Here is a 24103-nt window from a genome sequence, read left to right as displayed (position 1 = left end):
ACTGGATCGCTTGACCCCGTCCCAGCCCCGCCGCCCGTTGCGAACCGCCTTGACCGTCAGGCCCTGATCCGCTCGGCGACCCGAACGGCGAGGGCGCTGAGTTGCTCTGCGGAGAGCGGGGGCTCCGGCTGCGCGGCGACGGCCTGCTCGTCGACCCCCACCATGTTGCTGACGCTCGCGTTGAACACCCGGTTGCCGGGCAGTTGGATCGTGACGATGTGCTGCACGCTCCCACCCCGCTTTCCGGTCAGCGTCTCGGTCTTCATCCGGAGACCGCCGGGGGTGGTCCCCTCCACGCAGACGCGGTCGTACCGCTGGTCGCCCGGGTAGCCCGCCGGCAGCTCGCACGGCCAGTGGTGTCCGGCGGGCTCGTCGCGCTTGAAGGGGTCGCCGGGCCGGTCGGTCGGCTTCGACTCGAAGACGTCCGGAGAGATCGACACGCCCAGCGGGCCTCTCCGTCCCCGGTACGACACGCCGGATCCACCGCTGACCATGTCGTCCCGGCCGTGGTGGGTGAACACCGGCGGCCGCCCGTCCGGCTTGCGGGCCTCGCCGACGTGGTCGGGGATCCAGAACCACGTCGACCCGGGCACCACCTCACGCAGCGCGGCTTCGAACTCCGCGCTGAGTCGGCTCGCGCTGGCCTCGGCGCTCTCGTCGGTGTCGAAGACCAGGCGGAACCCGGTGTCCGCGGCCGTGGGGGTGGGCGCGGCCAGCGGCGGGCCCGGAGCCGGGCCTGGCCCCTGATCGCGTACGGCGACACCGACGCCGACCACCAGCGCCAGGAGGGCGGCCAGCGGGCCCCCGATCAGCCGGACACTGCTCGCGCGCCGTTCGCGCCGGACGATGTCCTCCACATCGACCTGGGGCGGCGGTGGCGTCCCGATCAACTCGTCGAACAACTGGTGACCCATCTGCTGCCTCTTTCTCAAGACTGGCCGGTGACGACGGTGCGCAGGTTGGCCAGCCCGCGTGCCGACTGACTCTTGACGGTGCCGGTGGAGACGCCGAGGATCCGCGCGGTCTCCTCGACCGAACAGTCCAGGTAGTAGCGGAGCACGAGCACCGCCCGCTGCTTCGGGGCGAGGGATCGCAGCAACGCGGCGAGCCCTTCACGGTCGGTGACCGTTTCCGGGACCGCCGCGGCCACGTCCGGCAGCGTCGCGCTCGCCTGTTCCCGCCGCTTCCAGGGCCGGCGCCGCTCGTCGAGCCAGGCGCGGGTCAGGACCCGCTGGGCGTACGCGTCACGGTTGTCCGCCTGACCCGCTCGGCGCCAGTTCCGGTAGAGCTTCGCCACCGTGGCCGACACGACGTCGTCGGCGGTGTGCCAGTCCTGACAGAGCAGGAACGCACTGCGTCGCCAGCGATCCATCCGGCACGCCACGAAGTCGTGGAAGTCGTCCTCGTCGGCCCGCCTCACCCGGGTCGTTCCTCTCCGCGGACCAGCACGGCTCTGTTCTCGTTCTCTGCACTGACTGTCACGGCCGTACGACGCGGGCTTCGCGCCCCGGGGTTGCACCGCCCGGTCAGGATTCCGCCCGTGTCTGCCGAGAATCCCATTCGGGCAGGTGAGGCCGGCGGGCTACCGCAGAGGGCGGAAGTAGTGCCGGACCGTGTAGCGGTAGACCTCCGCACCGAGCTTCGCTCCCTCGACGTCGGCGGTGCGGAAGTGGACGCCGCCCCAGACCCGCGCGCCGATGAGCTCGTCGAGCGCTTGCGAGAAGCTGGTGAAGTGCCGAGTCGTGCCGGAGTCGACGCTGGACCCACTGAAGGCGATGTCGTCGCGGCCGAAGAAGTACCGGTACAGCGACATCCGCGCGCCGGTGCCGCAGGCGTGGCCGGAGGGATACTCAGGGAAGGGCGGCGTGACCAGCAACGACTGCCAGCCGGGGTCGGCGGCCGTCCTCGGGTTGCCGTCCGTGTCGGCCAGTGGGATCGCCGTGACCGGACGCCAGTAGCTCCAGAAGTCCTTCTGGCTGAAGCACGCCACTCCCGAGTCGGCGACGATGAGGTCGGTCATCGCGAAGAAGCGGGCGGTCTGCAGGGCGTCCAGCCGTTGGCTGGTGGCGAGCTGCCGCTTGATCTCCCAGGAGGCGGATCGCCGGTCGTGCCACCAGATCGCGGCCTCGGTCTGGTCCGCGGTGCGCACGGTGCTCGTCGCCGAGCCGACCTCCTTCACCTCGTTGAGGTCGCGGGCGTACGCCTTGCTGGTCAGTCGTGGCGGCTCGGGGGAGCGGAACATCGACACCCGCGGCATGAGGAACGGCCGCATGTGTCCGGTCCATGCTCCCTGAGACAGGAACAGCGGCGGCGTGGGTCGCCACTGGCCGGGCAGTGTCCCGTTGCGCCACTGCTGGTCCCCGAACGCGCCGTCGTCCTGCCGCGCGGTGACCATCGCAGCCGCGGCTCGTGCCCCGACCCGTTTGCCGCCCTGCTTCGACGGCCCGTCGGGGATCGCGGCGAGAGCTGCGTCGTACTGTGCTCGAAGCCGCTCCTGCTGCGCGGGGAAGAGAGCGGCGAGTACGTCGTGGGCGGCGGCGGCGACGGCAGCGTCCGCCGACTCGGTCCCGCGTGACGACGGTGCGACGAGGTACGGCTGGTACGGGGTGCCGGCGATCGCGTTCAGCGCGTCGTAGACGGCTCCGCTCACCATGGCGAAGCTGCGCACCTGCTCATTCGGTTGCTGAGCCGCGACGTCCCAGATCGCCGTCTGGGCGTTGAGGTCCCAGGTGACCACCGGATTGGCGGTGCCGGTGCCGAAGATCGCCGCCACGGCGGGCGTCGGCCCGGCCATAGTGGTTGCGACCAGCGAGCCGAGCGCGACGGTTGCGGGAATGATGCGTGACCAGAGCGCACGGTGTTCTTGGTTTCGGCTCGTCATGATTTCCCCGTCGGTAGGTTGTCGATGCGTTCTGTCGATCGCATGCGACACACGAAGTGGAATCGATGAAGCTCGATCCTAACACCAGTGAGCCTGGAGCGAGCTTGTCCTATCCCTGTGCTCCAATCCCGTCATGCATGTCGTCGTCTGCGGCGCACTCGTGGACTGCTCGGTAAGCTCGGAACCGCGGAAATCCGCTCTCCGTCGCTCGTATGAGCGTGATCAGCCTGCCGCCGCATCAGGGAGTTGCTGTGTCGTACGGCTACATCGGATCGATGAAGACCACGCCGGGTCACCGGGATGACGTCGTGGACATCCTGCTGAGCGGCGTTGATGGCCTGCGCGAGGCCGGATGCGACCTGTATGTCGTGAGCGTCTCGGACACCGACGACGTCACGATCTGGGTGAGTGAGGTGTGGCAGAGCAAGGAGAAGCACGACGCCTCCCTGCAGCTGCCCGAAACCAAGGCGGCAATCGGCAAGGCGATGCCGATGCTCACGGGCGAGTTCACCAGCCAGGAAGTGACCGTGTTGGGAGGTCTGGGCCTGTAGGCCCAGGCGTCCCGCCATCATGCCGACCGCCTGCCATACCGGCGCGGCGACCATAGCGGCGCCGGCTGTCGCCGACGACTGAAGGTGGCCCCACGGCGGAGACGGCGGTTACCCGAGGTGCTGTCGCATCCAGGCCAGTGTGGCGTCGGCGATCTCGCGCCAGCCGCCGTCGATCGGCATCGAGTGCCCCCGGTCGGGGAACTCCTGGTAGTCGGTGACCGCTGGCGAAGCGAGGTATCGCTTGACCGTGGCCTTGACGACGCCTTTGTGTGCACTGTGGTCTCTGCCGCCGGCGATCATGAGCAGAGGCCCCCGGGCCGGGTTGGCGGTGTCGATCGTGGCTGGTGAGCGTCGGGAGAGATTCGCGGACACCAGCTCGAAGACCGGCCTGCCGGGTGATGGGATGGCCCACTGCCGGTACAACTGGTCGGATGCGGTCGTGGTGAGCGCATTGCCGTGGCTGTAGCGGAACTGTCGTGCGGTCAGCGACAGCGCCCTCCGTCGGTTGGCCGGGTTGCGGAGCAGGGGCCAGCCCACGGGAATGCTCGATGGCGCGAGGTTGGCCACACCTTTGATCGGTGGAGGTTGCAGCGCCACCGCCGCCGCTGCGAGGTCCTGATCGAGGAGGCGCTGTGCGACCAGGGCGCCGGTCGAGTGGCCGATGACGATTGGCCGTTTGCCGAGGGTGCCGATGATCTGTGCGTAGTGCGCGACGATGTCGTCGATGCCGATGCCTGCGACCCGGTCAGGCTCTTGCCGCGCTTCTGCGACTGTGCCCGGCTCACCCGGCCAGCCTGGAGTTGCCGGGTCATATCCCGCCGTCCGGAACAGCTCGACCCAACTGGCCCACGACGCGGCGTGCAGGAACATGCCATGGACGAACACCACCGGCGTGCCTGTCGCTGCCATCTCTGTCCCTCCCGTGGGCATCTGCGGCTACGTTAAGAGCCGACGCGCCAGGATGTACTCCCTCGACCGGGGGAGGACATCCCACAGAGGGGTGGCGGTAGGCGCCGCCGCACACCGCCGGCCGTGGCTCGTTGAAGTGAGGTCGTCCACGTGCAGGTGGTGAGTCGAGACGACGGGCCTGCGACTGCTAGCGCGCGTCACCCGCGAAGACCGGAGCATTCCGCTTGACGTATATCCGTCACGGATATAGTTTCGGTTCATGGCGAGTACCAGATCCGGCGGGCCCCTCACCCCCGCGGTGCTGCACATCCTGCTCGTGCTCTCGACCCAGGAACGCCATGGCTACGGGATCATGAAACAGGTCGAGTCCGACTCCGGGGGGAAGGTCAGGATGGGGCCCGGAACGCTTTATGGCTCGATCCGCCGGATGACCGAAGCGGGCTTGATCCGCGAAAGCGACAAGAAGATCGACCCGAGCCTGGACGATGAGCGCCGCGTCTACTACGGCATCACCGCGCTCGGTCAACAGACCCTCGCGGCGGAGTTGCAGCGATACCGCCAGGTCGTCGCGGTTGCCCACGAGCGATCCCTCATACCCAAGGCGATGGGTGCCTGACCATGGACGGACAGACGCGATATCGGCGCTGGTACCGAAGGCTGCTCGGTCTCTACCCGAGGCCGTACCGCGAACGCTTCGCCGACAGCATGGAGCAGACGTTCACCGACCTCTGCCGTGAACGGGCCGGAACCGAGGGCCGCGGACATGGCGCCCTCATCCTCTGGATCTTCACCGAAACGTTCGCGGGCATCATCCGGGAGCGCGCGACGGACCTTGCGAGGTGGACCATGGCCAGGAACGCAACCAACGTCTACAGGATCGTCAAGTACCTCGCGCTGGCCGTCGGCGGCCTGATGGTGGCGGGGATCGCCACGGTCATGGTGCTGGCGCGGGGAACCGGCGAAGACATTGCAGGCGTCGTGGCGCCGGCGTTGCTGCTCACACTTCTCTCGGTGGTGGCCGCCGTCGTCGCGGCCATCCTGCAAGGCGCGAGCGATCGTCGCAGGCACGGCGCAGGCGACGATCTGGCCGGCTGACGCCGCTCAGGGGACGTCTGGCGTCTGCAGAACCGGTGCCGGGGCCGTTCGAGGTTGATCTGACGAGACGCTGGCGGTGGTACGCCACCAGCGGCGCGACGCCAGCGCGGCCAGCCCGGCGCCGACGGCATTGAGCAGCACGTCGTCCACGGAGGACACCCGGTCCAGCCGCAGGACGTACTGCGCGGCCTCGACCAGGACCGAGCAGCCCGCCGCGAGCATCAGGATCCGCGGTACCGACGCGAGCGCCGCGAACCGCAGCGGGGCGAGGAACCCCAGCGCCGCGAACACCAGTAGATTGCCGACCACCTGCACCGTCGCCCTCAGCGGCTCGCCGTCGGCGAGGATCGTGAACAGATCCCGCAGCGGCACCAGGCTCACCCGACCGGGGACTGCGCCGGCCTGGTCGCCCGGCAACATGATCATCCAAACCCACGGCACTGTCCCATAGACGATGCCGACCTCGGCCAGCGACTTTCGCCACGCCAGCGTGGTGCCGGTGACCCTGCGGCGACGCGCCAGAGCCCACGCCGCGAGAACGGCAAACGGCAGTACGGCCACCGTGATGAGTACGACGCCAGTGAACGTGCCGACCCAACCGTGCCATCCGTCGACCATGCCACCCCCGCTTTCGTCTGACTGCGAAATCTACCGGGCCTCCGGCGCGTGAGGCGCCGCTTACCACTGTGGAATTCGTGGTCGCGAAAATTGTCAATGCGGCCCGAGCCGCCCGGGCCGAGATCCGTCAGGGTGGCTACACGTCCGGACAGGTTGAAGCTTCCGAAAACCACATCTGCCCATACCCGGCTGCCTGTGGATAAAGAGTCCCGATATTCTAGACGAAAGCATTTATGCAGATGTCGGACGGCTCGCACCCGCAGTTCCGTCGCACCGGAAGCGGCGACGGCAGCGTCGGCCGCAGCTCAAATGTTTCAGGTCAGTGCTTGTCACGTCGCCTGGGTCGGGCTGTGGCGAACATGAGGAGGTTGTTATGGGCACCAGCACCGCCGACCGGATGGCGGCGGCGTACTTCGACGCCATCGAGGTTCTCTGCGGGGTCACTCCGAAGGGCTGGTACGCCGAGCGGGGTACCGTCCGTGCGGCGGTGACCCACGCTGGTGTGGCGACGCTGAACGTGGCCTACGACACGACGCTGGAGCCGGATCTCGGGTCGCTCGACGAGTTGGCGTTCGAGGTCGGTAGGCAGACCGCGCATTGGTCGATCATGGTTCGGGGTGAAGTGAACGCTGGAGTCGTCGACCTCGCGGCCCGGCACGGGCTACTCAAGCGCAGTGATCTGCCGCTGCTGGCCTGCGCTGCGGGCGAGATCGTGTTCCGGGCTGACACAGCGCAGCGGGAACTGGTCCGCCAGGTCGGCGCGGCGGAGGCTGACCTTTACACCGAGACTCTTGCTGGAGGCTTCGAAGCTCCCGAGGACGCCTTCGGGCCATTGATGGGTGGTGGGGTGCTCGACGCCGATCCCATCACCGGCTATCTGGCCGAGTTGTCCGGTCGGCCCGTCGGCACTGGGCTCGGGATGCGCACCGCCGGCGTGGTGGGAGTGTTCAACATCGCCGTGGTTCCGTCCGCGCGAGGTCGTGGCCTGGGCCGGTTGGTCACGGAAGCCGTGGTGCGCGATGGCATCGCGGCCGGCGCCGACGCCGCCTACCTGCACACCAGCGCGATGGCCAGGCCACTCTACGAGTCGATGGGGTTCCGTCTCGTGGAGAGCTGGACCGTGTTCGAAGCGTGAGGAAGCTTCCAGCACGAAGCGTTCGTCAGGGAGGGGACCAGAGGTGAGTTTCAGCGACGATGTTCGCTCGGCCTTTCGTCGAGGCGAGACCGACGCGGTGGTGCGGATGAGCGAGGCTGAGATCGTCCGGGCATCGGCGGCCAGCGACCCGGCGGGAGAGGTGGAAGCCCGCTACAGCCTCGCCCGGGTCGCCATCCGCCGGGGCGACCTGTCTGCCGGTGAGGCGCGCGCTCGGGAGGCGCTCGCAGTGGCACTGCGCTCCGGCGATCGGAGCCTGGAGGAGCGGCCCCGGCACGTGCTGGCCGCCGTGGCACGGATGTCCGGCGACCTGACCCGAGCGCGGGAGCTCTACCAGGAGAGCATCGCGCTCAATGAGGCTCTGGGCCAGCCCAGGGCCGTCAACTCGGAGACGCACAACCTTGGGTTCTGCGAGCTGGGTCTCGGCAATCTCAAGGTGGCGAGGGAGTTGTTCGCCGTGAGCCGCGAGCGGGTCTTCCAGCACGGCTGGGCGGACTTCGTACCCTATGTCTGTCTGGCGGATGCCGCGCTCGCGTCGGCTGAGGGCGACCAGGCGCGGGCAGCGCGGATGGTCGCCGTCACGGACACCGCGTTCGCGGCGCTGGGCCAGGTGCCGGATCCCGACGACGCGGCCGACCTGGCCGCCGTGCGGGCGGCCGCGGTCGAAGCGCTGGGCACGGCCGGCTTCGCCGAGGAGTACGCGCTGGGCCAGCATCTCGAACCGCGTGCGGCGTTCGACGACGCCGACCACTGACGTCCGACACGTGACGATCCTCAGGCCAGCTCACACCTGGCATCGGCTTCGGCACAGGCTCTAGGCTTCCGCCATGCTGATCATCGATGGCGCGGGCCGGTGGGCCGCACCCGCCGGGGCGGCCAACGACTGGGTCGAACACCTGAGAGTGCCGGACCTGTCGGTGGGGACTTACTGCATCCCGGCGGGCGGTCTCGACGAGCAGAGCCCGCACACCGAGGATGAGATCTACGTGGTCACTGCGGGGCGGGCCCGGATCGTGACCCCGGACGGCGCGGCCGAGGTGGGCCCGGGTTCGGTGATCTTCGTGCCGGCTGGCGAGGAGCACCGGTTCGACGAGGTGACCGAGGACCTGGCGCTGCTGGTGGTGTTCGGCCCGGCGTACGGCTCGCGCGCTCCGGGTCGGCGAGCAGAGTAGCGCCGAGATGCTCCGGCAGGCCGCGGCCGACGTCGTTTGGGGTGCGCGGGCGTCGGGCACAAGAAAGACCATGGCGAATGAACGAGTCAAGTCCGTCGGCGGCTACGTCATGCGACTCCTCGGCGGAGTGGCAATCATCGTGGGCATTCTGATGTTCTTCGGCAGCCTGCCCGAGGGCAATCTCGTCGGGGTGGTGCTCAGTATCGCCTTCGTCGCGGGTGGGGCGGTGCTGCTCAAGCGCTCGGGTGGCGGCGGCCGAGGGGAGCAGGTGGCGTCTGCGCCACGCGGCCAGCGCTGAGGACCACACGGTCGAGGGCACCACGCGGAACCGCAGGTGCTGCTTTACTGTGCGCCGTGTCAGAGCCGCACTCCTTTTCGTCCCTGCCTGAGCCGCTCCCTGCGGAGAGCCCGCCCGCGACGTCCACGTCGCCCGCCGTGCCTGAGCCGCCCGCTCCCCGCAAGAGGCAGTGGATTCCGCTGGTGATCGTGGGCGGGGTGGCGGCAATCGTCGGCGCGCTCGCCGCGACGGCGGTAACCCTTGCCGTGACACGGCCCCAGCCGCACGAGTACGCCGTCAACGTCTTCCTGGAGCGGGACGCGACCCCCGAGCAGAAGGCCGCTGTCGAGTCGGCGCTCGACGCCCTGGAGCCGGTGGAGCGCAAGTTCGAGAGCCGGGAACAGGCGTGGGAGAACTACCGGAAGCTCTTCAAGGACCGTCCCGATCTGCTCGAGGCAGGCTCGCTGGAAGCGATGCCTGAGTCGTTCCGGCTCAGGACGAAGGGCCGGGTGTTCGACTGCGCTGTCCTGGTACCTGTCCGAGACCTGGCCGGGGTGGACGAGATTCAGGTGTTGAAGCGGCCCACCGAGGACGAGGCCGGGGCGGAGATTGCCTGCGGCTGAGCCGCGGCCCGTCGGCAGTTGAGGGTGGGACCCACTCCCTTACGGCCGGGAACTGCTTTACCGGCCAGATTCTTGTCGGACTAGTCTTCGCCGCATGGCTTTGCGACCGGACGAGTTCTATGACCATGCAGTCGCCGCCGCGGACGGCGAGCGCAGACTGCCGTTGGCGCGCATGACCGGATGGGACATCAGTCCGTTCGATCCAGCCGGACTGCGCGTCGCGCCGTTGCGTCCGCCGGTCCTTCCGGAGCCTGCGCGCCACGGTGAGGATCCGTCGGACTGTGACGCCTGCCGCGACCGGGACGAAGGGATCTGGTTCAACGACCACTGGCGGCTGGCCCGGATCTCGGGAGTGGGCGTTCCTCTGGTGCTCATGCTGTATCCGCGTGACCACTACGACATGGCGGATCTACCTGACGAACTGGCCGCCGAGCTGGGGTTGTTGAGCACTCGCATCGTCCGCCACATCCAGGCGTTGCCGCACGTCTCGCGGGCCCACGTCTACCGAGTCGGAGATGGTGGCGCGCACCTGCACGTGTGGTTCTTCGCTCGGCCCGAGGGGCAGACCCAGCTGTACGGGTCGTGGCTGGTCATCTGGGACGACCTGCTGCCGGAGTACCCGGCGGACGTCGCGGTGGCTGACGCCGAAATCGTGGCAGACGCGTTGGTCGCGAGCCACGGTGGCCACCGGTCGTCGGCCGGCTGAGTCCCGTCTGCGCGTACGTTGGTGCCATGGCGACCTTCTGGACCGTGGGGTTCGATGCCGACGATCCTCAGCGGATCGCTGGCTTCTGGGCGTTGGCGCTGGGCTACGTCCAGGAGCCCGGCTTCGACGAGCCAGACAACGCGTCCATCATCGACCCTGATGGCCGAGGCCCGGCTATCGCTTTCCTGAGGGTGCCCGAGGGTAAGTCCGCCAAGAATCGGGTGCACATCGATATCCGGGTCGCCGGCCCAGGTCCGTGGGACATGGCCGAGCGGGCTCGACTGATCCGACAGCGGGTGCCCGAGCTGACTGCCGCCGGCGCGACAGTGGTCCGCGAGGAGTGGTACGGCGACGTCCTCGGTCACGTTGTCATGCAGGACCCTGAGGGCAACGAGTTCTGCGTCGCTTGATCGGACCGCGCTGCCAGCTATCCAGAAATAGACATCGGGGTCGGAAATTCAATTGAAGTCTTCGATAAATGTGCCCCGATGAAGAATGTCGCAACGCCCGTGTAAAGATGTTGTGTGGGGTGTGAATCTACAGATGTGCCAGCGGTCGATCCGACCGGCTCTCCTCTCGTCCTGACAGCGGAGGGGGTGGTGCTGCGGGAATGGGCTGACTCCGATACACCGTTCATGCGGCAGTTGTTCGACGCGGATGACATGGCCGCGAACACCGACATTCCCTCTCCGTTCGACGCGGACGCCTTTCTGGTCAGAATTCGGCGGCGCCGCGCACAGGGCATCATCGATCTGGCCGTGACGCGCGACGGCGGTGAGCCGCTCGGCCTCGTCGCGCTCCATGTGGCGAGTGGGGTGTTGGGGTATGCCATCGGCCCGGCACACCGCGGCCGGGGTCTGGCGTCGCGGTCTCTGCGGCTGATGACGGCGTTCTGCCACGACAAGCTCGGCTTCTCCCGGCTGCGGCTCGGCATCGTGCAGGGCAACGTGCCCTCGCAGGGCGTCGCCCAGTCCGCCGGATACGTCCGTGGCGACGACGCCCTCGTCGGGAGGGTGAACGGGCTAGGGCAGCCGAAGCTGCTCGAAACGTGGTACTGGACCGCGCCCGTGGCACCCGGGCAGCAGTAGGGGGCAGGCCCTCAGTCGACTCGATCGTTGGCCGGGGTCTCGTCGTGGTCTGAGTGGTCCGGACTCGCGGACGAGGGTGTGTAGCCGAGTTCGTACGAGATCCGGTCTGCGGTCTCCAACAGGAGCGGAAGGCTGCTCTTCAGTTTGTCGAGGCTTGCGATGACCTCGATCGCCGTAATCGAGGCGGCGGCGACGACCAGCCCTCGCGAATCTCTGATCGGCGCCGCTACGCACATGACGTAGGCGTCATGCTCGCCGTCGTCGGTGGCCCAGCCGTTCTTGCGGATACGGGCGAGTTCGGCTTCGAGTGAGTCGTGGTCGGCGAAGGTGGTGCTGGTGAATCTCTCGAAGACGACGTGGGAGAGGAGGCGGCCGCGTTCCTCCGGAGGTAGATAGGCCAGGATCGTCTTGCCGACGGCGCTCGCGTAGATCGACACCGCGCGCCCCACCCGGGACGGCAGCTTCACGGCGTCGAACGCTGGACTGTCCACTTTGTCGATGTAGATGATCTCATCGCCGGTCAGTTGCGCCAGGTGCACGGTGTGGCTGGTCTCGCGTTGCAGCGCGCGCAGGTGAGCGGCTGCGAACTGGCGTAGGTCCATCGATCCGAGCGCAAGCTCGGACAGCTCGATCACCCCGCTGCCGAGCACATAGGTGCCGGCGCCGGTCCGGCGCACGAAGCGCGCGGATTCCAGCGTCTGCAGGATCCGCAGGGCCGTGGACTTGTGGACGCCGAGCACCTCTGCCGCCTCCGTGAGCGACAGGGGGTGCTCCGCCGATCGACGGATGAGGTCGATCGCGCGACGAATCGATTGCGCCAAGGCGGTGTCTCCCCTCGCGCGACGGAGGACCATCGCATCCGTTGCAGTATGTGCAATGTAGTTGATGCTATGTGCAACCACCACTTGACACCGTTGCACATGGCGCTACGATCGTTGCAATCTCATCCGGAGGGCTCTGAGGCATAACAGTTCCGGGACGTCGCCTACGACCTCCGTCCCCGGGACGAGCGGTCCTTCTTGAACCTGGAGAGCGGCTCATGACGGTGCCACAGCCCCGTGGGTTGGCCGCCGATGCGCACTGGTTCGGGACCGGTGCCGAGGCACTGCCGGACGACGCCGACCACAGCGTCCTGATCGGCCGGATCTGGGACCCGTCCGTCGACGGCCCCGCACCCGTGGCCGTTCGAGGCGGCGAGGTCATCGACCTCAGTCACCGGTTCCCGACCGTCCGGGACATCTGCGAGCTGACCGATCCGGCCGCGACGGTGGCCGGGCTCGACGGGCCGCGGGTGGGCGGGTTCGGGGAGATACTGGCCAACACCGGTGCCGCGAACCGGGACCACAACCGGCCCTGGTTGCTCGCCCCGGTCGACCTCCAGGCGCTCAAGGCCGCCGGCGTGACCTTTCCCGTCTCGTTGATCGAACGCGTCATCGAGGAACGGGCCCGGGGAGATCTGGCGCTCGCGGCGGACCTCCGGCGCCGGATGCTCGCCGACATCGGTGCCGACCTGCACAGCCTGACTCCGGGCTCGGCCGAGGCGGAGAAGCTCAAGGATCTGCTGGTCGCCGAGGGCATGTGGAGTCAGTACCTGGAGGTGGGGATCGGGCCGGACGCCGAGATCTTCACCAAGGGGCAGATCCTCTCCGCCGTCGGTACCGCCGTCCCGGTCGGCGTGCTCGCCGCGTCGACCTGGAACAACCCGGAGCCCGAGGTCGTGCTCATCGTCCAGTCCAGCGGCCGGGTCGTCGGCGCCACCCTCGGCAACGACGTGAACCTGCGCGATGTCGAGGGCCGCTCGGCGCTCCTGCTTCCCCTGGCGAAGGACAACAACGCCTCGTGTGCCCTCGGTCCGTTGATCAGGCTGTTCGACGAGCGGTTCGGCCTGGAGCAGGTGCGCGAGCTGGAAGTGGGTCTGGAGGTCCGCGGCGTGGACGGCTTCCAACTGGAGGCCGTCTCGGAGATGGCCCAGATGTCGCGCGAGCCGGAAGCGTTGGTGCGGCAGCTGATCGGCCCTCACCACCACTATCCCGACGGCGCCGCCCTGATGCTCGGCACGATGTTCGCACCGATTCAGGACCGTGACCGCGTCGGTGAGGGCTTCACCCACAAGGTCGACGACGTGGTACGGATCAGCTGCCCCGCGCTCGGCACCCTGGTCAATCGTGTGCGGCACGCCGAGGAGTGCGAGCCCTGGCAGTTCGGCGTCCGCGATCTCATGAGCAATCTGGCGAGGAGAGAACTGCTGTGAACGTGGTCAGCACGGTCGATCCGCGCGACGGCCGACGTCGCGCGACGGATCTCACCGAGACGGACGAGTCTCGGCTGGAGGCGATTGCCGACCAGGCGGCCGGGGCCGCACAGTGGCTGTCCGGCCTGGGGCGACTCGGCAGAGCCGACATGATGGACGCGATCGCGGCGTCCCTGGAGTCCCGTCGCGTGGACCTGGTCGCGGCCGCGGAGGCGGAGACCGGGCTGAGTCAGGCGCGACTCGACGGGGAACTCACGCGAGCGGCGGTCCAGTTCCGGATGTTCGCCGCCGTGCTGCGCGACGGAGGTTACGTCGAGGCGGCCATCGACCACGCCGACGACACACCGCTCGGGCGCGGGCCGGACCTGCGACGGATGCTCGTACCCCTCGGGCCGGTCGCGGTCTTCGGGGCGAGCAATTTCCCGTTCGCCTTCTCGGTCGCCGGCGGCGACACCGCCGCCGCGCTCGCCGCGGGTTGTCCCACGGTCCTGAAGGCCCACCCGTCCCACCCTCTGACATCGCACGCCTCGGCCGAGGCGATCGAGTCGGCCATCCGCGACATGGGCGGGCCCGATGGTGTGATCGCGACCGTGTACGGGGAGGAGGCGGGCCGCTCGCTGGTGCGCCACCCCGTGATCCGCGCGGCCGCCCTGACCGGCTCCGTCGCTGCCGCCCGCGCCATCCAGGCGGCCATCGGCGAACGGTCTGATCCCATTCCGCTCTACGCCGAGTTGAGCAGCGTGAACCCGATCGTCGTCCTGCCCGGTGCGGCAACCGACCGGGGCGACCAGATCGCCGAGGGGCTGTTCGCCTCCTTCACCGGCTCGGGCGGTCAACTGTGCACCAAGCCAGGGCTGGCGTTCATCCCGTCGGACCCGGGCGCTGACCACCTGGTCGAGACGCTGCGGGGGAGGGTCGCCGCCTCCGGCGGTACGGTCCTGCTCAACGAGCGCATCCGTGACGCGTACGAGGACCGGGCCGCCGCGTTCGAGCGGGCCGGCGCCCATGTCTCGGCGCGGCCCCGGGTCGACACCGGCGCGGGTTACACCGTCGCACCGATGCTCCTGGAGATCGGTCTGCCGGATCTGACCACCGAGATCGCCGACGAGTGCTTCGGCCCGCTCATGGTCGTGGTCCGGTATCACGACGTCGCCGAACTCGACGCGGTGTTGGCGACCATCGCACCGTCGCTGACCGGTTCCATCCACCGTGGACCGGACGACGACGCAGCTGTCGTACGCCGGCTGGTCGACGTGCTCGCCGCCCGCTCGGGTCGCATCGTCTTCGACGGCTATCCCACGGGTGTCCGCGTGTCGTGGGCCCAGCACCACGGTGGGCCCTGGCCGTCGACGAACGCCGTGCACACCTCGGTGGGCGCCACGTCGATCCGGCGATTCCTTCGCCCCCTGGCGTGGCAGGACGCGCCGGTTTGGATCCTTCCCGAGGAACTACGGGACGAGTACAACACCATTCCCCGCAGAGTTGACGGGAAATTGGAACCAGGGGTGGCATGACGGTCACCCCGCGGCCGGACGGATGACAGAGAGGTGTGCTGATGTCGACGACGAATCGGCCATTGCGCAGCGAGCAGTGGTTTGGTGCGGAGGGCCGTAACGGGTTCATCCATCGGTCCTGGATGCGCAATCAGGGGTTCGCTGACGACGTCTTCGACGGGCGTCCGGTGATCGGCATCGCCACCACCTGGTCGGAGCTGACACCCTGCAACGCCCACCTGCGCGACCTGGCCGAATCGGTGAAGCGGGGCGTGTGGGAGAGCGGTGGCCTGCCGCTGGAGTTCCCCGCGATGAGCCTGGGCGAGCCCCTCATGCGACCCACGACCATGCTCTACCGCAACCTGCTGGCGATGGAGTTGGAGGAGTCGGTCCGAGCCAACCCGCTCGACGGGGTGATCCTGCTCTCCGGCTGTGACAAGACCACTCCCGGCCTGCTGATGGGCGCGGCGAGCGTCGACCTGCCGACTCTGATGATCACCGGCGGCCCGATGCTCAACGGGAAGTTCCGTGGCCAGGACATCGGATCCGGCACCGTCGTCTGGCGCTTCACCGAGGAGATGCGCGCCGGTCGGATGACCGCCGCCGACTGCTCAGAGGCGGAGGTCGGCATGTCCCGCAGCCGGGGTCACTGCATGACCATGGGTACCGCGTCCACGATGGCCTGCGTGACCGAGGCGTTGGGAGTGCAACTGCCGGGGGCGGCCGCCGTGCCGGCGGTCGACTCGCGGAGGTACGCGCTCGCGCAGGCCGCCGGCCGCCGGATCGTCACCATGGTCGAACAGGACCAACGGTTGTCCACGGTGCTGACCCGGGATGCGTTCGAGAACGCCATCCGAGTCAACGCCGCGATCGGTGGCTCCACCAATGCGGTCGTACACCTGCTCGCGATTGCCGGACGCCTCGGCGTCCCGCTGTCGCTGGAGGACTTCGACACGCTCACGGCCGAGGTGCCCATGCTCGTCAACCTGATGCCGTCCGGGGCGTACCTGATGGAGGACTTCGCCTACGCGGGCGGCGTTCCGGTGGTGATGAAGGAGATCGCCTCGCTGCTGCACCTGGACCACGTCACCGTCAGCGGGAGGAGCGTGGCCGACAACATCAGCGGAGCCCAGTGCTGGAACCGGGACGTCATCGCCGCCCTGGACGAACCGTTCCAACCCGCCGGCTCGGGCACCGTGGTGCTGCGCGGGTCACTCGCGCCGTCCGGGGCGGTATTGAAGGTCTCCGCGGCCTCGCCCCACCTCCTCAAGCACACCGGAGTGGCGCTCGTCTTCGACCGGATCGAGGACTACGTCGTCGCAGCCGACGATCCGGACCTCGATGTCACCCCCGACACGGTGATCGTGGTGCGAAACGCCGGTCCCCGCGGCTACCCCGGCTTCCCGGAGGTGGGTAACGTGCCCATGCCGCGGCGGCTGCTCGCCGACGGCATCACGGACATGGTGCGGATCTCCGACGCCCGCATGAGCGGCACCGGATATGGCACCTGCGTCCTGCACGTGGCGCCGGAGGCGTCCGTGGGCGGCCCGCTCGCACTGGTGCGTACCGGCGACCTGGTCCGAGTCGACGTCCCGGCTCGGCAACTGGACCTCCTGGTCGACGACGTGGAACTCGCAGAACGCCGCGCCGCCTGGCAGCCACCACCGATGGCGGCCGACCGAGGATGGACGCGGCTCTACAGCGAGCACGTGCTGCAGGCCGACGAGGGTGCCGATCTCGACTTCCTCGTCGGCGGCAGCGGCAGCGCCGTGCCGCGCCACTCACACTGACCGCCGCGCAACGCTCTGCGGCCGGCTTCTGGGGGAGCGCACAGCGCTGTCACCGGCCGCAGGTCGCGCACGCGCTGCGGGTGCGCAGGTGGTAGTCGCTCGACGCCGCGACGAGGCCGAGCCCCAGGATGGAGTACGCCGACATCGCCACCCAGAGGAACGCGTCGGAGAACTGGCTGACCGATCCGGACATCAACTGCACCATTCCCATGCCGAAGTAGGCCACGATGCCGGCCCCGAGTCCGAAGCCGGGCACCAGCAACAGCAGCCGAGGGATCGTGCGGCCGGCGAGCAGCGGCACCCATCCCGGCCAGACCTCACCCCAACGGTGTACGAGCGCCAGCGGCAACAGCACCCCGGCCAGCAACAGGCCGATCTCCAACCCGATCACCGATGCGTCCTGTGTGAGGCTGTCGAAGCCCACCGCGACCTGGGCCGCGAAGCGGGCGACAAGCCCGGCTACCGCGGCGTACGCGGCCCAGCGCGCCCACCGCGCGGGTGCTGAGCGTCGCGTACCCGGCGGAACTGTCCTGCAGCAGGCCGGACAGTCCCCCCGGGTATGCCGCTGATATCGCGCGGTGGCAAGGGCGAGCAGGATCGCTCCGGTGACACAACCGACCCGGCTGACGAACGCTGTCGGTTCGAAGTACGGGCCGACCGTGAACAGCAGGAAGCCCACCAACTCCGGCAGCAGGATCGCCGCTGCCGCGACAAGTGCCCCGGCAACCGCCCAGGCGACTCCTGCGAGCGCCGGTCGCCATCCCGGCACCCGGTCCAGAGCAACCGCCACGGCACCCGCGGCCACGCACAACGCCACCGACCACCAGCCGGTGAACCCCAGCAGGTCCGACCCGAACTGTCGGAACTCCGGAGCCCCACCGATGGTCCACGCCAGACGTACGCCCCCGTATGCCACAGCCCAGCCGAGCACCGCGTACGTCAGGCCTCGCCCGCTCCTGCGCGCGGTCGATGCCGATGTCGTCATACCCCCGATCCTTCCGGTGCACCGGCGCGGGCGACCCCCGCCGACAGGGGAAGGCACTCCCTCGCAGGTGGGATCTGCTCTGCACGCCGAGGACGGAACGCTCTCCGGGAGGTCAGCGGTGCTACGGTCACCGGCGCTGATCTGGCATCCCGCCGAACCTCGGCGTCGACGCAACCTGACGGTCGTCCGGACCCGTCGAGCTTGCGGAGGAGGGAGCCTCAATGATGGATGCCGAGCGGGAGTTCGTGGAGTACGTCTCCGCGCGACTGCCGAGCCTGCATCGGACCGCGTTCCTGATGTGCGGTGATGCCCATTTGGCTGACGACGTGGTGCAGCAGACGCTCACCGCGTTGTACGTGAACTGGCGCAAGGTCAGCCGGGCCGACAACGTCGACGCGTACGTGCACCGGATGCTGGTGCACAAGCTCGTCGACGAGAAGCGGCTGAGCTGGTCGAAGGTCCGGCTGTTCGGGTCGACGCCGGAGCCGGAGCGCCCGGTGGTGCCACACGACGAGGTGGCCGAGCGGGACAGCCTGGTCGACGCGCTCGCCCATCTTCCCCGCGGTCAGCGCACCGTCCTTGTCCTGCGGTTTCTGTGTGATCTGTCGCTGACCGACACGGCTGCGGCGATGGGCTGCTCCGAAGGCAACGTGAAGTCGCAGACGGCTCGAGCGCTGACGGCGATCCGCCAGGTGCTCGCCGTTACCGAGATGGCCGGGAGGAATTCGAAATGACGATGTTGGATGACCAGCGAATCACCGAACTGCTGCGCTCGGCGTCGGTTCCCGAGCCGCGGGTGGACGTGGGTCGTGCGATCCGCGACGGCCGGCGTCGCCGCCGACGTCGCCGCGTCGGCGGTGCCGTCGCGGGGACGGTGCTCGCCGGGCTCGGCGTCGTGGGCGCCGTCCAGTTCGGCGGTGTCACCAGAGATCCCGCTCCGGCCCCGCCGGCCCTGGCAGCGTCACCGACCGTGGGCACGCCGGCCGCCCCGGCCTCGTCGCTCACCTGCGAGGCGTCGTGGCTGCCGCAGCCGATTGACGGACCGGTCGCGGTGGCGATCGACGTCGACCCCACCGGGCGACACATCGTCGGTGAGATCGGCACCGGCAACGAGGACGGGCGGGTCGTGCTCTGGACCGACGGCCAGGCATCTGTCCTGCCGGCCGCCGTGCGGCACGGGAACGCGGTCAACGCCGAGGGGTACGTGATCGGCACCAACGGCGACGGCACCGGCTGGGTCTATCGGAACGGGTCGCTGCGCACCCTGGCCACCCCGCCCGGCTACGACGCGGTCCTCCTATACGCGATCAACGGCCGAGGCGACATCGCCGGCACCGCCAGGGGCGCCAACGACTCGCACCACGCCGTGCTGTGGTCGGTGGACCGCCCGCAGGAGTACCGGTTGATCGGCCGGCCGGGATCCACCGCCTCCGGGATCACCGAGGACGGCACGGTCGTCGGCACGATGGGCCAACTTCCCTACCGTTGGACGCCCCAGGGGACGGGTACGGCGCTCCCGTTGCCCGACGGCTCCTCGCACGCCTCGGTCGACTCGGCGCAGGGCAAGTGGGCGATCGGCATGGTCCCCGGAGCCAAGAAGGGCGGTGCCGTGCAGATGCTGCCGGTTCGGTGGGATCTCACGACCGGGGCGGTTAGCCGGTTGCCGTTCCCCGGGGCGGCCGGAATCGCCGGCAACGGCGACCTGCTGGTCGGCGACGGTGCGCCGCTGGTCGTCGCCCCGGACGGCACATCCCGCAGGTTGCCTGGCCGGCCCGACGTCCGAGCGACCGAAGCGGGCACGTACACGGCCGATGGGATCAGTGACGACGGCCTGACCGTGGTCGGGGCCGTCTACGAGAACGAGGTGCACCGGCCACTGGTGTGGCGCTGCACCCGCGATTAAGGCGTACGCCGAGCAGTGGTTGCCGGGTTGGCGCCGAGGCTGGGGCCTCGGCGCCAACCCGGGTGTCAGGCCGGGGCGGTCGGGCAGCTCGCGCCGGCCGGCGGCAGGGCTCTGTCGATCAGGTACCGCTCGACGCGGCTCCGGGTGCACTCCGTGCGGGGGTAGCTGGCGTGGCCAGACCCCTCGTAGGTGAGGAGGCGGCCGTGCGTGCCGAGTTGGCGCGCCACCCGCTGCGCCCCGTCGTACGGGGTGGCGGGATCGTAGCGACCGTTGAGCACCAGCACCGGGGTGCTCGTCCGCGCCCGCAGCCGATGCTGCGGGTTGACCGCCGTCCAGCCCAGGCAGATCGCGGCGAAGCGGACGACCAGCGGGGAGGCCCGCAGGTGCGGTGCCGCGGCGCGGGACAGTTCCAGATACCGGTTCCACTCGGCGAACCCGTCGACCGGCAGCGACCAGTCCTGGCAGAACGCGGGTAGGGCGTACTCGGTCAGGTCCTCGTCGCTGTCGACCGACACCATCGGGGACGCCAGCGGGGGATCAGCGGCCTCGCCCCGCTCCAACGCGAGAAGCATGTTCGCGAGGTCGGCCCAGGTCGCGTCGAAGAAGTTGACGAATGTCGCGAACCCAAGCTCGAACCAGGTCAGCGTGGCGCCGGTGCCCGCGTCGACCAACGTGCCGGCATCGGCACGGCGCGTCAGCCGGTCGTACATCGCCGGCACGTCGCGTCCGTGCAGTGCACACCTCGGGGTCCGGTCGCACCAGGTCACGAACTCGTGGAACAGGGCCTCGTTACTGGCCGCCCCGCTGCGGAAGTATCCCCCGACCCCCTGGCTGTGGTCCATCACGCTGTCCATGGCCAGTGCTCGGACGCGGTCGGGAAACAGTTCGGCGTAGGCCTGCCCGATCAGGGTGCCGTAGGACCACTCGTAGAAGCTGAGCTGCCGCTCACCGAGTGCCGCCCGGATGGCGTCCGTGTCACGCGCGACGCTCACACTGTCGAGGTGGTCGAACAGTGGGCCGCTGTGAGCGCGGCAGTCCTCGCGCAACTGGCGGTTGTAGGTGCGGAGTCGCTCGTACTCCGCCGCGTTGGCGGGTGTCAGGGAGGGGTGCCGGGCCAACATCGCTGACGAGCAGCGCACCGGTGCGCTACGGACCGTACCCCGGGGATCGAAGCCGACGATGTCGAAGCGGCGCAGCACGTCCGGCCCGAGCTGGCTGGCGGCCGTCAGCGCCACGTCCACCCCGGACAGGCCGGGACCGCCGGGGTTGAAGACCAGGACACCGATGCGGGCGGCCGGGTCCGCGGCGGGACGTCGGGCCAGGGCCAGCTCGAAGGTTTCCCCTCCCGGCCGGGCCCAGTCGACCGGCAGGCGTAGGGTGCCGCATCGCGTACCCGGATCGTCGGCCTGGTCCGGGCACGCCCGCCAGTCAATGCGGCCGTTCCACCCGCCGGTGGTGCTCGCGACGGCCGAACCGGTGACCCGACCGGTGCCGCCGGACGACGCCGGCGTGGCGACCGCGAACGCCGGTGGGGCGTTGAGCGACAGGGCGACGAGGGCCGCGACGACGGCGGAGAGGTGGCGGAGGAGCGGGCGGCGTCGATGGTCAACCCCGCTGCGCTGCCAGAAGGTGGTTCTCTTCGTGGTCAACATCCACCCAGCCTGCCGACGACCGGTCTATGCCGGGTCCATGCCGGTCCGGAGGCGGCCCACGGGGAACGCTCAGCGCGTGGTTGCCAACCGCTCGGACAGCTCCTGGGCCTGCGGATGACCGAGCCGGTCGAAGATCGCCAACGCCTGTCCCCAGAGGTCCTTCGACGTGTCGTGGTCGCCCACCGCCCGATGGCTGTCGCCGAGCCGGACGAGTGTCTCGGCCCGTCCGCACTGGTCCTGAGCGTCGGAGTACAGCGCGAGGGCGCGTCGGTAGCAGACCGCCGCCGTCGGGTGCGACCCGAGACCCTGATGGGCGAAGCCGAGACTGTCCCAGGTATGTGCCTCGCCCACCCGGTTCTGGACCTCGGCATGAAGTGCCAGCGCCTGCTCGCAGTAGGCGATGGCACGGAGGTGCTCGTCCAGCCGGGCGTGGCCCCATCCGATCGCGTTGAGCGCCGCAGCCGCGCCGCGTTTGTCGTCGCTGCTGCTGGACAGGGCCAGCGCCGCCTCGGCATGCGGCAGTGCTTCCCGCGGGTTGCCCTCGATGTCGTACACCCAGGCGAGGTGCAGGTGGATGCTCGCCTGCCCCGGCCGGTCAACGATCGTGTCGTACCGCGCCATCGCGGTGCGCAGGTGGCCGCGGGCGGCACCGTAACGGCGGAGCTGGAGGTGCGCCAGCGCAAGGTCCCGGTGTGCCAACGCCTCGGCCTGCGGATCGTTGCGGCGTCGCGCGGCCGTGACCGCGACGGCCTGGACGGCGCCCAGGTCGTGCCACTGCGACGAACGGCTGAGCAAGGGAGTGAGGGCCTGGGCGATCTGCACCGCGTGGGCGTCGAAGCAGTGGGCGGCCGCGTCATCGACAGCGGCCAGCAGCACCCGCTGCTCGACGGTGAACCAGGCCAGCGCGGATCGGTGGTCGGTAAACACCGGTTGTGACACGTCGGTAGTCGAAGGCAACGGATCGAGCGGCTGGTGGTCGGTGTCGACCAGCCTCGCCGCTGCACGCGCGGCACACAGATAGTGGTCGAGCACGCGCCTCCGGACAGCTCTGCGGTCGGCCGCCGAGTCGTGTGTGTCCGTCAACTCCTCCCCGTAGGCGCGGAGCAGGTCGTGACAGCGGAAGCGGCTGGGGGACTGCTCGGCCAGCAGGTTCGCCCGAGTCAACTCGTCGAGCGCCGGCCGGATCAGGTGCGGCGGCGCCCCGGCGAGGCTGGCGGCCGCCGCCGCGCTGATGTCGGCGACAGGATGCAGGCTGAGTTGCCGGAACAGCCGGGCCGCGTCCGCGCTGAGCAGACGGTACGACCACGAGAGGACCGTGCGCAGGTCGGTGGCGTCGTCGTCGGTGGCCAGGGCGGCGAGCCCGCCCCGGCTCACCGCCAGATCGTCCGCGATGGCCTGGAGTGGGAACGTGGGCCGGGCGGCGGCTCGCGCGGCCACGATGGACAGGGCGAGGGGCAACCGCGCGGTACGGCTGATCAGCTCGTCCACCGCAGCCGGCTGGGCGGCGGCCCGCTGCGCACCCAGTCGGCGTACGAGCAGCTGGCGCGCTTCGGCGGTGCTGGGCAGGTCCAAGGCGACGGGATGGGCACCTTCGCCGGCCACCAGGCCGGGCAGCGTGTGGCGACTGGTCACGATGACGCCACAGCGGGCCGACCCGGGCAGCAGCGGTCGCACCTGTTCGGCGTCGCGTGCGTTGTCGAGCAGCACGAGCAGCCGTCGATCCGCGGTCAGGCTGCGGTAGAGGGCGAACTGGGCTGCCGGTTCGGCGGGTATCTCCAGGGGCTTCACGCCCAGGGCGGGCAGCAGCGAGCGTACGACGACGGTCGGCGGTGAGACCTCCTCTGTCGCGGTGCCGAAACCGCCCAGGTCGACGTGGAGTTGCCCGTCGGGAAAGTGGTGCAGGTTGTCGTGTGCCCAGCGCAACGCCAGCCAGGTCTTTCCGACGCCACCGGTGCCAGTGACGACGACTGTGCCGGCCGGTCCGCTGTCGTCGAGCAGCAGCGTCGTGAGCCGGGCCAGCTCGTGGGTCCGGCCCGTGAACAACGTCGGCGCGGCCGGCAACTGCCGGGGGACGATCCGCGGCGTGGGCTTCTCCGGTGGCCGCGCCCCGGATGTCGACAGCTCCCGATCAGCCCGCAGGATCCGGGTGTGCAGTCGTTGGAGATCGGGACCGGGTTCGACTCCCACCTCGTCGGAGAGTTGTCGGTGCAGCTGCCGGTACGTCGCCAGCGCGTCCGCCCGCCGCCCGGCACGGGCCAGGGCCACCATCAGCTGCCCCCACGGGCGCTCGCGTAACGGATCCCCGTCGATCTGGGTCCGGAGCGGCTCGATCAGCTCGTTGTGCCGACCGGCGCGCAGTTGGAGATCCGCGACCTCCTCCTGCAGACTCGACCGCTGCTCCTCAAGCCGCGCCCGGACGGAGAGCAGCACCCCCTGACCGGGGATGCCCGCAAACGGGTCACCACGCCACAGCGCCAGCGCCGCCTCGAACGCCCGCAGTGCATCCGACCAGAGGTCCTGCCGCAATGCGTGATACCCACGCTGCGTCAGCTCGTCGAAGGCCACGCTGTCCAACGCCTGCGCATCGAGGACGAGGCGATAGCCGGTGGCCCCCGCGAGGATGGCGGGGTCGGGAGAGCCGGGGAGGCGCAACGCCCGTCGCAGCGCCCAGACGTAGGTCTTCACGTTGCCGGCCGCAGTCTTCGGCGGGCGCCCCTGCCACAGCTCGTCGACGAGTTGGTCGATGGACCAAGCGGTGCCCGGCTGCGACATCAGGATGGCCAGCAGGCGCACCTGCATGGGCGGGCCGAGGGCCAGCCGATCCCCGGCGGAAGACCACACCTCGACCGGCCCGAGCAGTCGGTACCGCATCGCCGGCGGCGCTGCCGCAGGGTCCATCGCCCGATCGTACGGACCTGACCCATCCCGCTTCATCGGCTGGACGGTTGGGGGCCTC

At 69.5% G+C, this 24103-nt stretch carries 25 protein-coding genes; 16 read left to right on the top strand and 9 right to left on the bottom strand.

Features of this window, described 5'->3' with window-relative positions:
• Positions 1-56 precede the first annotated feature (56 nt).
• The 3 genes from HNR20_RS02780 to HNR20_RS02770 form a co-directional block, all read right to left on the bottom strand.
• On the bottom strand, positions 57-914 hold the full coding sequence (locus HNR20_RS02780; RefSeq protein WP_184176200.1) for a hypothetical protein: 858 nt from the start codon (positions 912-914) through the stop codon (positions 57-59).
• Positions 915-928: 14 nt separating this feature from the next.
• Entirely contained in the window at positions 929-1420 is a 492-nt protein-coding gene (locus tag HNR20_RS02775; protein ID WP_229687498.1) for a sigma-70 family RNA polymerase sigma factor, read from the bottom strand.
• Between the two features lie 162 nt (positions 1421-1582).
• Positions 1583-2881 (bottom strand): vanadium-dependent haloperoxidase, encoded by a 1299-nt coding sequence (locus HNR20_RS02770; RefSeq protein ID WP_221309671.1) that lies wholly within the window; start codon positions 2879-2881, stop codon positions 1583-1585.
• Positions 2882-3093: 212 nt separating this feature from the next.
• Between HNR20_RS02770 and HNR20_RS02765 the strand changes: the two genes are divergently transcribed.
• A complete protein-coding gene (locus HNR20_RS02765) occupies positions 3094-3432 on the top strand; it encodes a putative quinol monooxygenase (RefSeq protein ID WP_221309670.1) in 339 nt (112 codons plus the stop codon).
• Between the two features lie 108 nt (positions 3433-3540).
• Here the strand turns inward: HNR20_RS02765 and HNR20_RS02760 are convergent, their stop codons facing one another.
• Positions 3541-4341 (bottom strand): alpha/beta hydrolase, encoded by an 801-nt coding sequence (locus tag HNR20_RS02760; RefSeq protein WP_184176198.1) that lies wholly within the window; start codon positions 4339-4341, stop codon positions 3541-3543.
• Between the two features lie 259 nt (positions 4342-4600).
• On the opposite strand from HNR20_RS02760, the gene HNR20_RS02755 reads away from it, so the two are divergent.
• Both HNR20_RS02755 and HNR20_RS02750 read left to right on the top strand, forming a co-directional pair.
• Positions 4601-4957, top strand: coding sequence for a PadR family transcriptional regulator (locus HNR20_RS02755; RefSeq protein WP_184176196.1), 357 nt, complete (start codon positions 4601-4603; stop codon positions 4955-4957).
• 2 nt (positions 4958-4959) lie between these two features.
• Complete coding sequence (locus tag HNR20_RS02750; protein ID WP_184176194.1) at positions 4960-5436, top strand: hypothetical protein; 477 nt, start codon at positions 4960-4962, stop codon at positions 5434-5436.
• A 6-nt stretch (positions 5437-5442) separates the two neighbouring features.
• On the opposite strand, the gene HNR20_RS02745 is transcribed toward HNR20_RS02750, so the two are convergent.
• On the bottom strand, positions 5443-6054 hold the full coding sequence (locus HNR20_RS02745) for a VanZ family protein (protein WP_184176192.1): 612 nt from the start codon (positions 6052-6054) through the stop codon (positions 5443-5445).
• Between the two features lie 373 nt (positions 6055-6427).
• Between HNR20_RS02745 and HNR20_RS02740 the strand changes: the two genes are divergently transcribed.
• The 8 genes from HNR20_RS02740 (at position 6428) to HNR20_RS02705 (ending at position 11073) form a co-directional block, all read left to right on the top strand.
• Positions 6428-7189: a GNAT family N-acetyltransferase gene (locus tag HNR20_RS02740; RefSeq protein ID WP_184176190.1), complete on the top strand. Its 762-nt coding sequence runs from the start codon at positions 6428-6430 to the stop codon at positions 7187-7189.
• A 106-nt stretch (positions 7190-7295) separates the two neighbouring features.
• On the top strand, positions 7296-7961 hold the full coding sequence (locus HNR20_RS02735) for a tetratricopeptide repeat protein (protein WP_221309669.1): 666 nt from the start codon (positions 7296-7298) through the stop codon (positions 7959-7961).
• A gap of 73 nt (positions 7962-8034) precedes the next feature.
• The gene (locus tag HNR20_RS02730; RefSeq protein WP_184176186.1) at positions 8035-8379 is read left to right on the top strand and encodes a cupin domain-containing protein; all 345 of its coding nucleotides are present in this window, start codon (positions 8035-8037) and stop codon (positions 8377-8379) included.
• Positions 8380-8449: 70 nt separating this feature from the next.
• The gene (locus HNR20_RS02725) at positions 8450-8677 is read left to right on the top strand and encodes a hypothetical protein (RefSeq protein WP_184176184.1); all 228 of its coding nucleotides are present in this window, start codon (positions 8450-8452) and stop codon (positions 8675-8677) included.
• Positions 8678-8814: 137 nt separating this feature from the next.
• On the top strand, positions 8815-9279 hold the full coding sequence (locus tag HNR20_RS02720) for a permease-like cell division protein FtsX (RefSeq protein ID WP_184176182.1): 465 nt from the start codon (positions 8815-8817) through the stop codon (positions 9277-9279).
• A gap of 94 nt (positions 9280-9373) precedes the next feature.
• Positions 9374-9985, top strand: coding sequence for an HIT family protein (locus HNR20_RS02715; protein WP_184176180.1), 612 nt, complete (start codon positions 9374-9376; stop codon positions 9983-9985).
• Between the two features lie 26 nt (positions 9986-10011).
• Positions 10012-10395: a VOC family protein gene (locus tag HNR20_RS02710; RefSeq protein ID WP_184176178.1), complete on the top strand. Its 384-nt coding sequence runs from the start codon at positions 10012-10014 to the stop codon at positions 10393-10395.
• A gap of 189 nt (positions 10396-10584) precedes the next feature.
• On the top strand, positions 10585-11073 hold the full coding sequence (locus HNR20_RS02705) for a GNAT family N-acetyltransferase (protein ID WP_184176176.1): 489 nt from the start codon (positions 10585-10587) through the stop codon (positions 11071-11073).
• Between the two features lie 11 nt (positions 11074-11084).
• Here HNR20_RS02705 and HNR20_RS02700 read toward each other — a convergent pair whose 3' ends face one another.
• A complete protein-coding gene (locus HNR20_RS02700; protein WP_184176174.1) occupies positions 11085-11975 on the bottom strand; it encodes an IclR family transcriptional regulator in 891 nt (296 codons plus the stop codon).
• A 137-nt stretch (positions 11976-12112) separates the two neighbouring features.
• Between HNR20_RS02700 and HNR20_RS02695 the strand changes: the two genes are divergently transcribed.
• The 3 genes from HNR20_RS02695 to HNR20_RS02685 are packed head-to-tail and all read left to right on the top strand — an operon-like array spanning position 12113 to position 16607.
• On the top strand, positions 12113-13324 hold the full coding sequence (locus HNR20_RS02695) for a fumarylacetoacetate hydrolase family protein (protein WP_221309668.1): 1212 nt from the start codon (positions 12113-12115) through the stop codon (positions 13322-13324).
• Positions 13321-14838 carry an aldehyde dehydrogenase family protein gene (locus tag HNR20_RS02690; protein WP_184176172.1) on the top strand — a complete coding sequence of 506 codons (1518 nt, stop codon included), beginning with the start codon at positions 13321-13323 and terminating at the stop codon, positions 14836-14838. The genes HNR20_RS02695 and HNR20_RS02690 overlap by 4 nt, the downstream gene beginning before the upstream one ends.
• A gap of 41 nt (positions 14839-14879) precedes the next feature.
• Entirely contained in the window at positions 14880-16607 is a 1728-nt protein-coding gene (locus HNR20_RS02685) for an IlvD/Edd family dehydratase (RefSeq protein ID WP_184176170.1), read from the top strand.
• 49 nt (positions 16608-16656) lie between these two features.
• Here the strand turns inward: HNR20_RS02685 and HNR20_RS02680 are convergent, their stop codons facing one another.
• Positions 16657-17592, bottom strand: a complete 936-nt coding sequence (locus HNR20_RS02680) for a hypothetical protein (protein ID WP_184176168.1) — start codon at positions 17590-17592, stop codon at positions 16657-16659.
• A 221-nt stretch (positions 17593-17813) separates the two neighbouring features.
• Between HNR20_RS02680 and HNR20_RS02675 the strand changes: the two genes are divergently transcribed.
• Both HNR20_RS02675 and HNR20_RS02670 read left to right on the top strand, forming a co-directional pair.
• Positions 17814-18326: a SigE family RNA polymerase sigma factor gene (locus tag HNR20_RS02675; RefSeq protein ID WP_184176166.1), complete on the top strand. Its 513-nt coding sequence runs from the start codon at positions 17814-17816 to the stop codon at positions 18324-18326.
• Positions 18323-19495 carry a hypothetical protein gene (locus tag HNR20_RS02670; RefSeq protein WP_184176164.1) on the top strand — a complete coding sequence of 391 codons (1173 nt, stop codon included), beginning with the start codon at positions 18323-18325 and terminating at the stop codon, positions 19493-19495. Before HNR20_RS02675 ends, HNR20_RS02670 begins: the two co-directional genes overlap by 4 nt.
• Positions 19496-19560: 65 nt before the next feature.
• Here HNR20_RS02670 and HNR20_RS02665 read toward each other — a convergent pair whose 3' ends face one another.
• Together HNR20_RS02665 and HNR20_RS02660 are read right to left on the bottom strand one after the other, a co-directional pair.
• Positions 19561-21147, bottom strand: a complete 1587-nt coding sequence (locus tag HNR20_RS02665; protein WP_184176162.1) for an alpha/beta hydrolase — start codon at positions 21145-21147, stop codon at positions 19561-19563.
• A gap of 69 nt (positions 21148-21216) precedes the next feature.
• Entirely contained in the window at positions 21217-24045 is a 2829-nt protein-coding gene (locus HNR20_RS02660) for an AfsR/SARP family transcriptional regulator (protein ID WP_184176160.1), read from the bottom strand.
• Positions 24046-24103 lie beyond the last annotated feature (58 nt).

Origin of the sequence: Micromonospora parathelypteridis (genome assembly GCF_014201145.1) — a bacterium.
Classification (GTDB): domain Bacteria; phylum Actinomycetota; class Actinomycetes; order Mycobacteriales; family Micromonosporaceae; genus Micromonospora; species Micromonospora parathelypteridis.
Note: the sequence above shows the minus strand (reverse complement) of the source record. Positions and strands in the feature narration are given on the sequence as shown.

Coding starts and splice junctions, on each gene's coding strand:
- HNR20_RS02780 (WP_184176200.1), bottom strand. CDS start 914: ATGGGTCACCAGTTGTTCGACGAGTTGATCGGGACGCCACCGCCGCCC.
- HNR20_RS02770 (WP_221309671.1), bottom strand. CDS start 2,881: ATGACGAGCCGAAACCAAGAACACCGTGCGCTCTGGTCACGCATCATT.
- HNR20_RS02765 (WP_221309670.1), top strand. CDS start 3,094: ATGAGCGTGATCAGCCTGCCGCCGCATCAGGGAGTTGCTGTGTCGTAC.
- HNR20_RS02760 (WP_184176198.1), bottom strand. CDS start 4,341: ATGGCAGCGACAGGCACGCCGGTGGTGTTCGTCCATGGCATGTTCCTG.
- HNR20_RS02755 (WP_184176196.1), top strand. CDS start 4,601: ATGGCGAGTACCAGATCCGGCGGGCCCCTCACCCCCGCGGTGCTGCAC.
- HNR20_RS02750 (WP_184176194.1), top strand. CDS start 4,960: ATGGACGGACAGACGCGATATCGGCGCTGGTACCGAAGGCTGCTCGGT.
- HNR20_RS02745 (WP_184176192.1), bottom strand. CDS start 6,054: ATGGTCGACGGATGGCACGGTTGGGTCGGCACGTTCACTGGCGTCGTA.
- HNR20_RS02740 (WP_184176190.1), top strand. CDS start 6,428: ATGGGCACCAGCACCGCCGACCGGATGGCGGCGGCGTACTTCGACGCC.
- HNR20_RS02735 (WP_221309669.1), top strand. CDS start 7,296: ATGAGCGAGGCTGAGATCGTCCGGGCATCGGCGGCCAGCGACCCGGCG.
- HNR20_RS02730 (WP_184176186.1), top strand. CDS start 8,035: ATGCTGATCATCGATGGCGCGGGCCGGTGGGCCGCACCCGCCGGGGCG.
- HNR20_RS02725 (WP_184176184.1), top strand. CDS start 8,450: ATGGCGAATGAACGAGTCAAGTCCGTCGGCGGCTACGTCATGCGACTC.
- HNR20_RS02715 (WP_184176180.1), top strand. CDS start 9,374: ATGGCTTTGCGACCGGACGAGTTCTATGACCATGCAGTCGCCGCCGCG.
- HNR20_RS02710 (WP_184176178.1), top strand. CDS start 10,012: ATGGCGACCTTCTGGACCGTGGGGTTCGATGCCGACGATCCTCAGCGG.
- HNR20_RS02695 (WP_221309668.1), top strand. CDS start 12,113: ATGACGGTGCCACAGCCCCGTGGGTTGGCCGCCGATGCGCACTGGTTC.
- HNR20_RS02685 (WP_184176170.1), top strand. CDS start 14,880: ATGTCGACGACGAATCGGCCATTGCGCAGCGAGCAGTGGTTTGGTGCG.
- HNR20_RS02680 (WP_184176168.1), bottom strand. CDS start 17,592: ATGACGACATCGGCATCGACCGCGCGCAGGAGCGGGCGAGGCCTGACG.
- HNR20_RS02675 (WP_184176166.1), top strand. CDS start 17,814: ATGATGGATGCCGAGCGGGAGTTCGTGGAGTACGTCTCCGCGCGACTG.
- HNR20_RS02670 (WP_184176164.1), top strand. CDS start 18,323: ATGACGATGTTGGATGACCAGCGAATCACCGAACTGCTGCGCTCGGCG.
- HNR20_RS02665 (WP_184176162.1), bottom strand. CDS start 21,147: ATGTTGACCACGAAGAGAACCACCTTCTGGCAGCGCAGCGGGGTTGAC.
- HNR20_RS02660 (WP_184176160.1), bottom strand. CDS start 24,045: ATGGACCCTGCGGCAGCGCCGCCGGCGATGCGGTACCGACTGCTCGGG.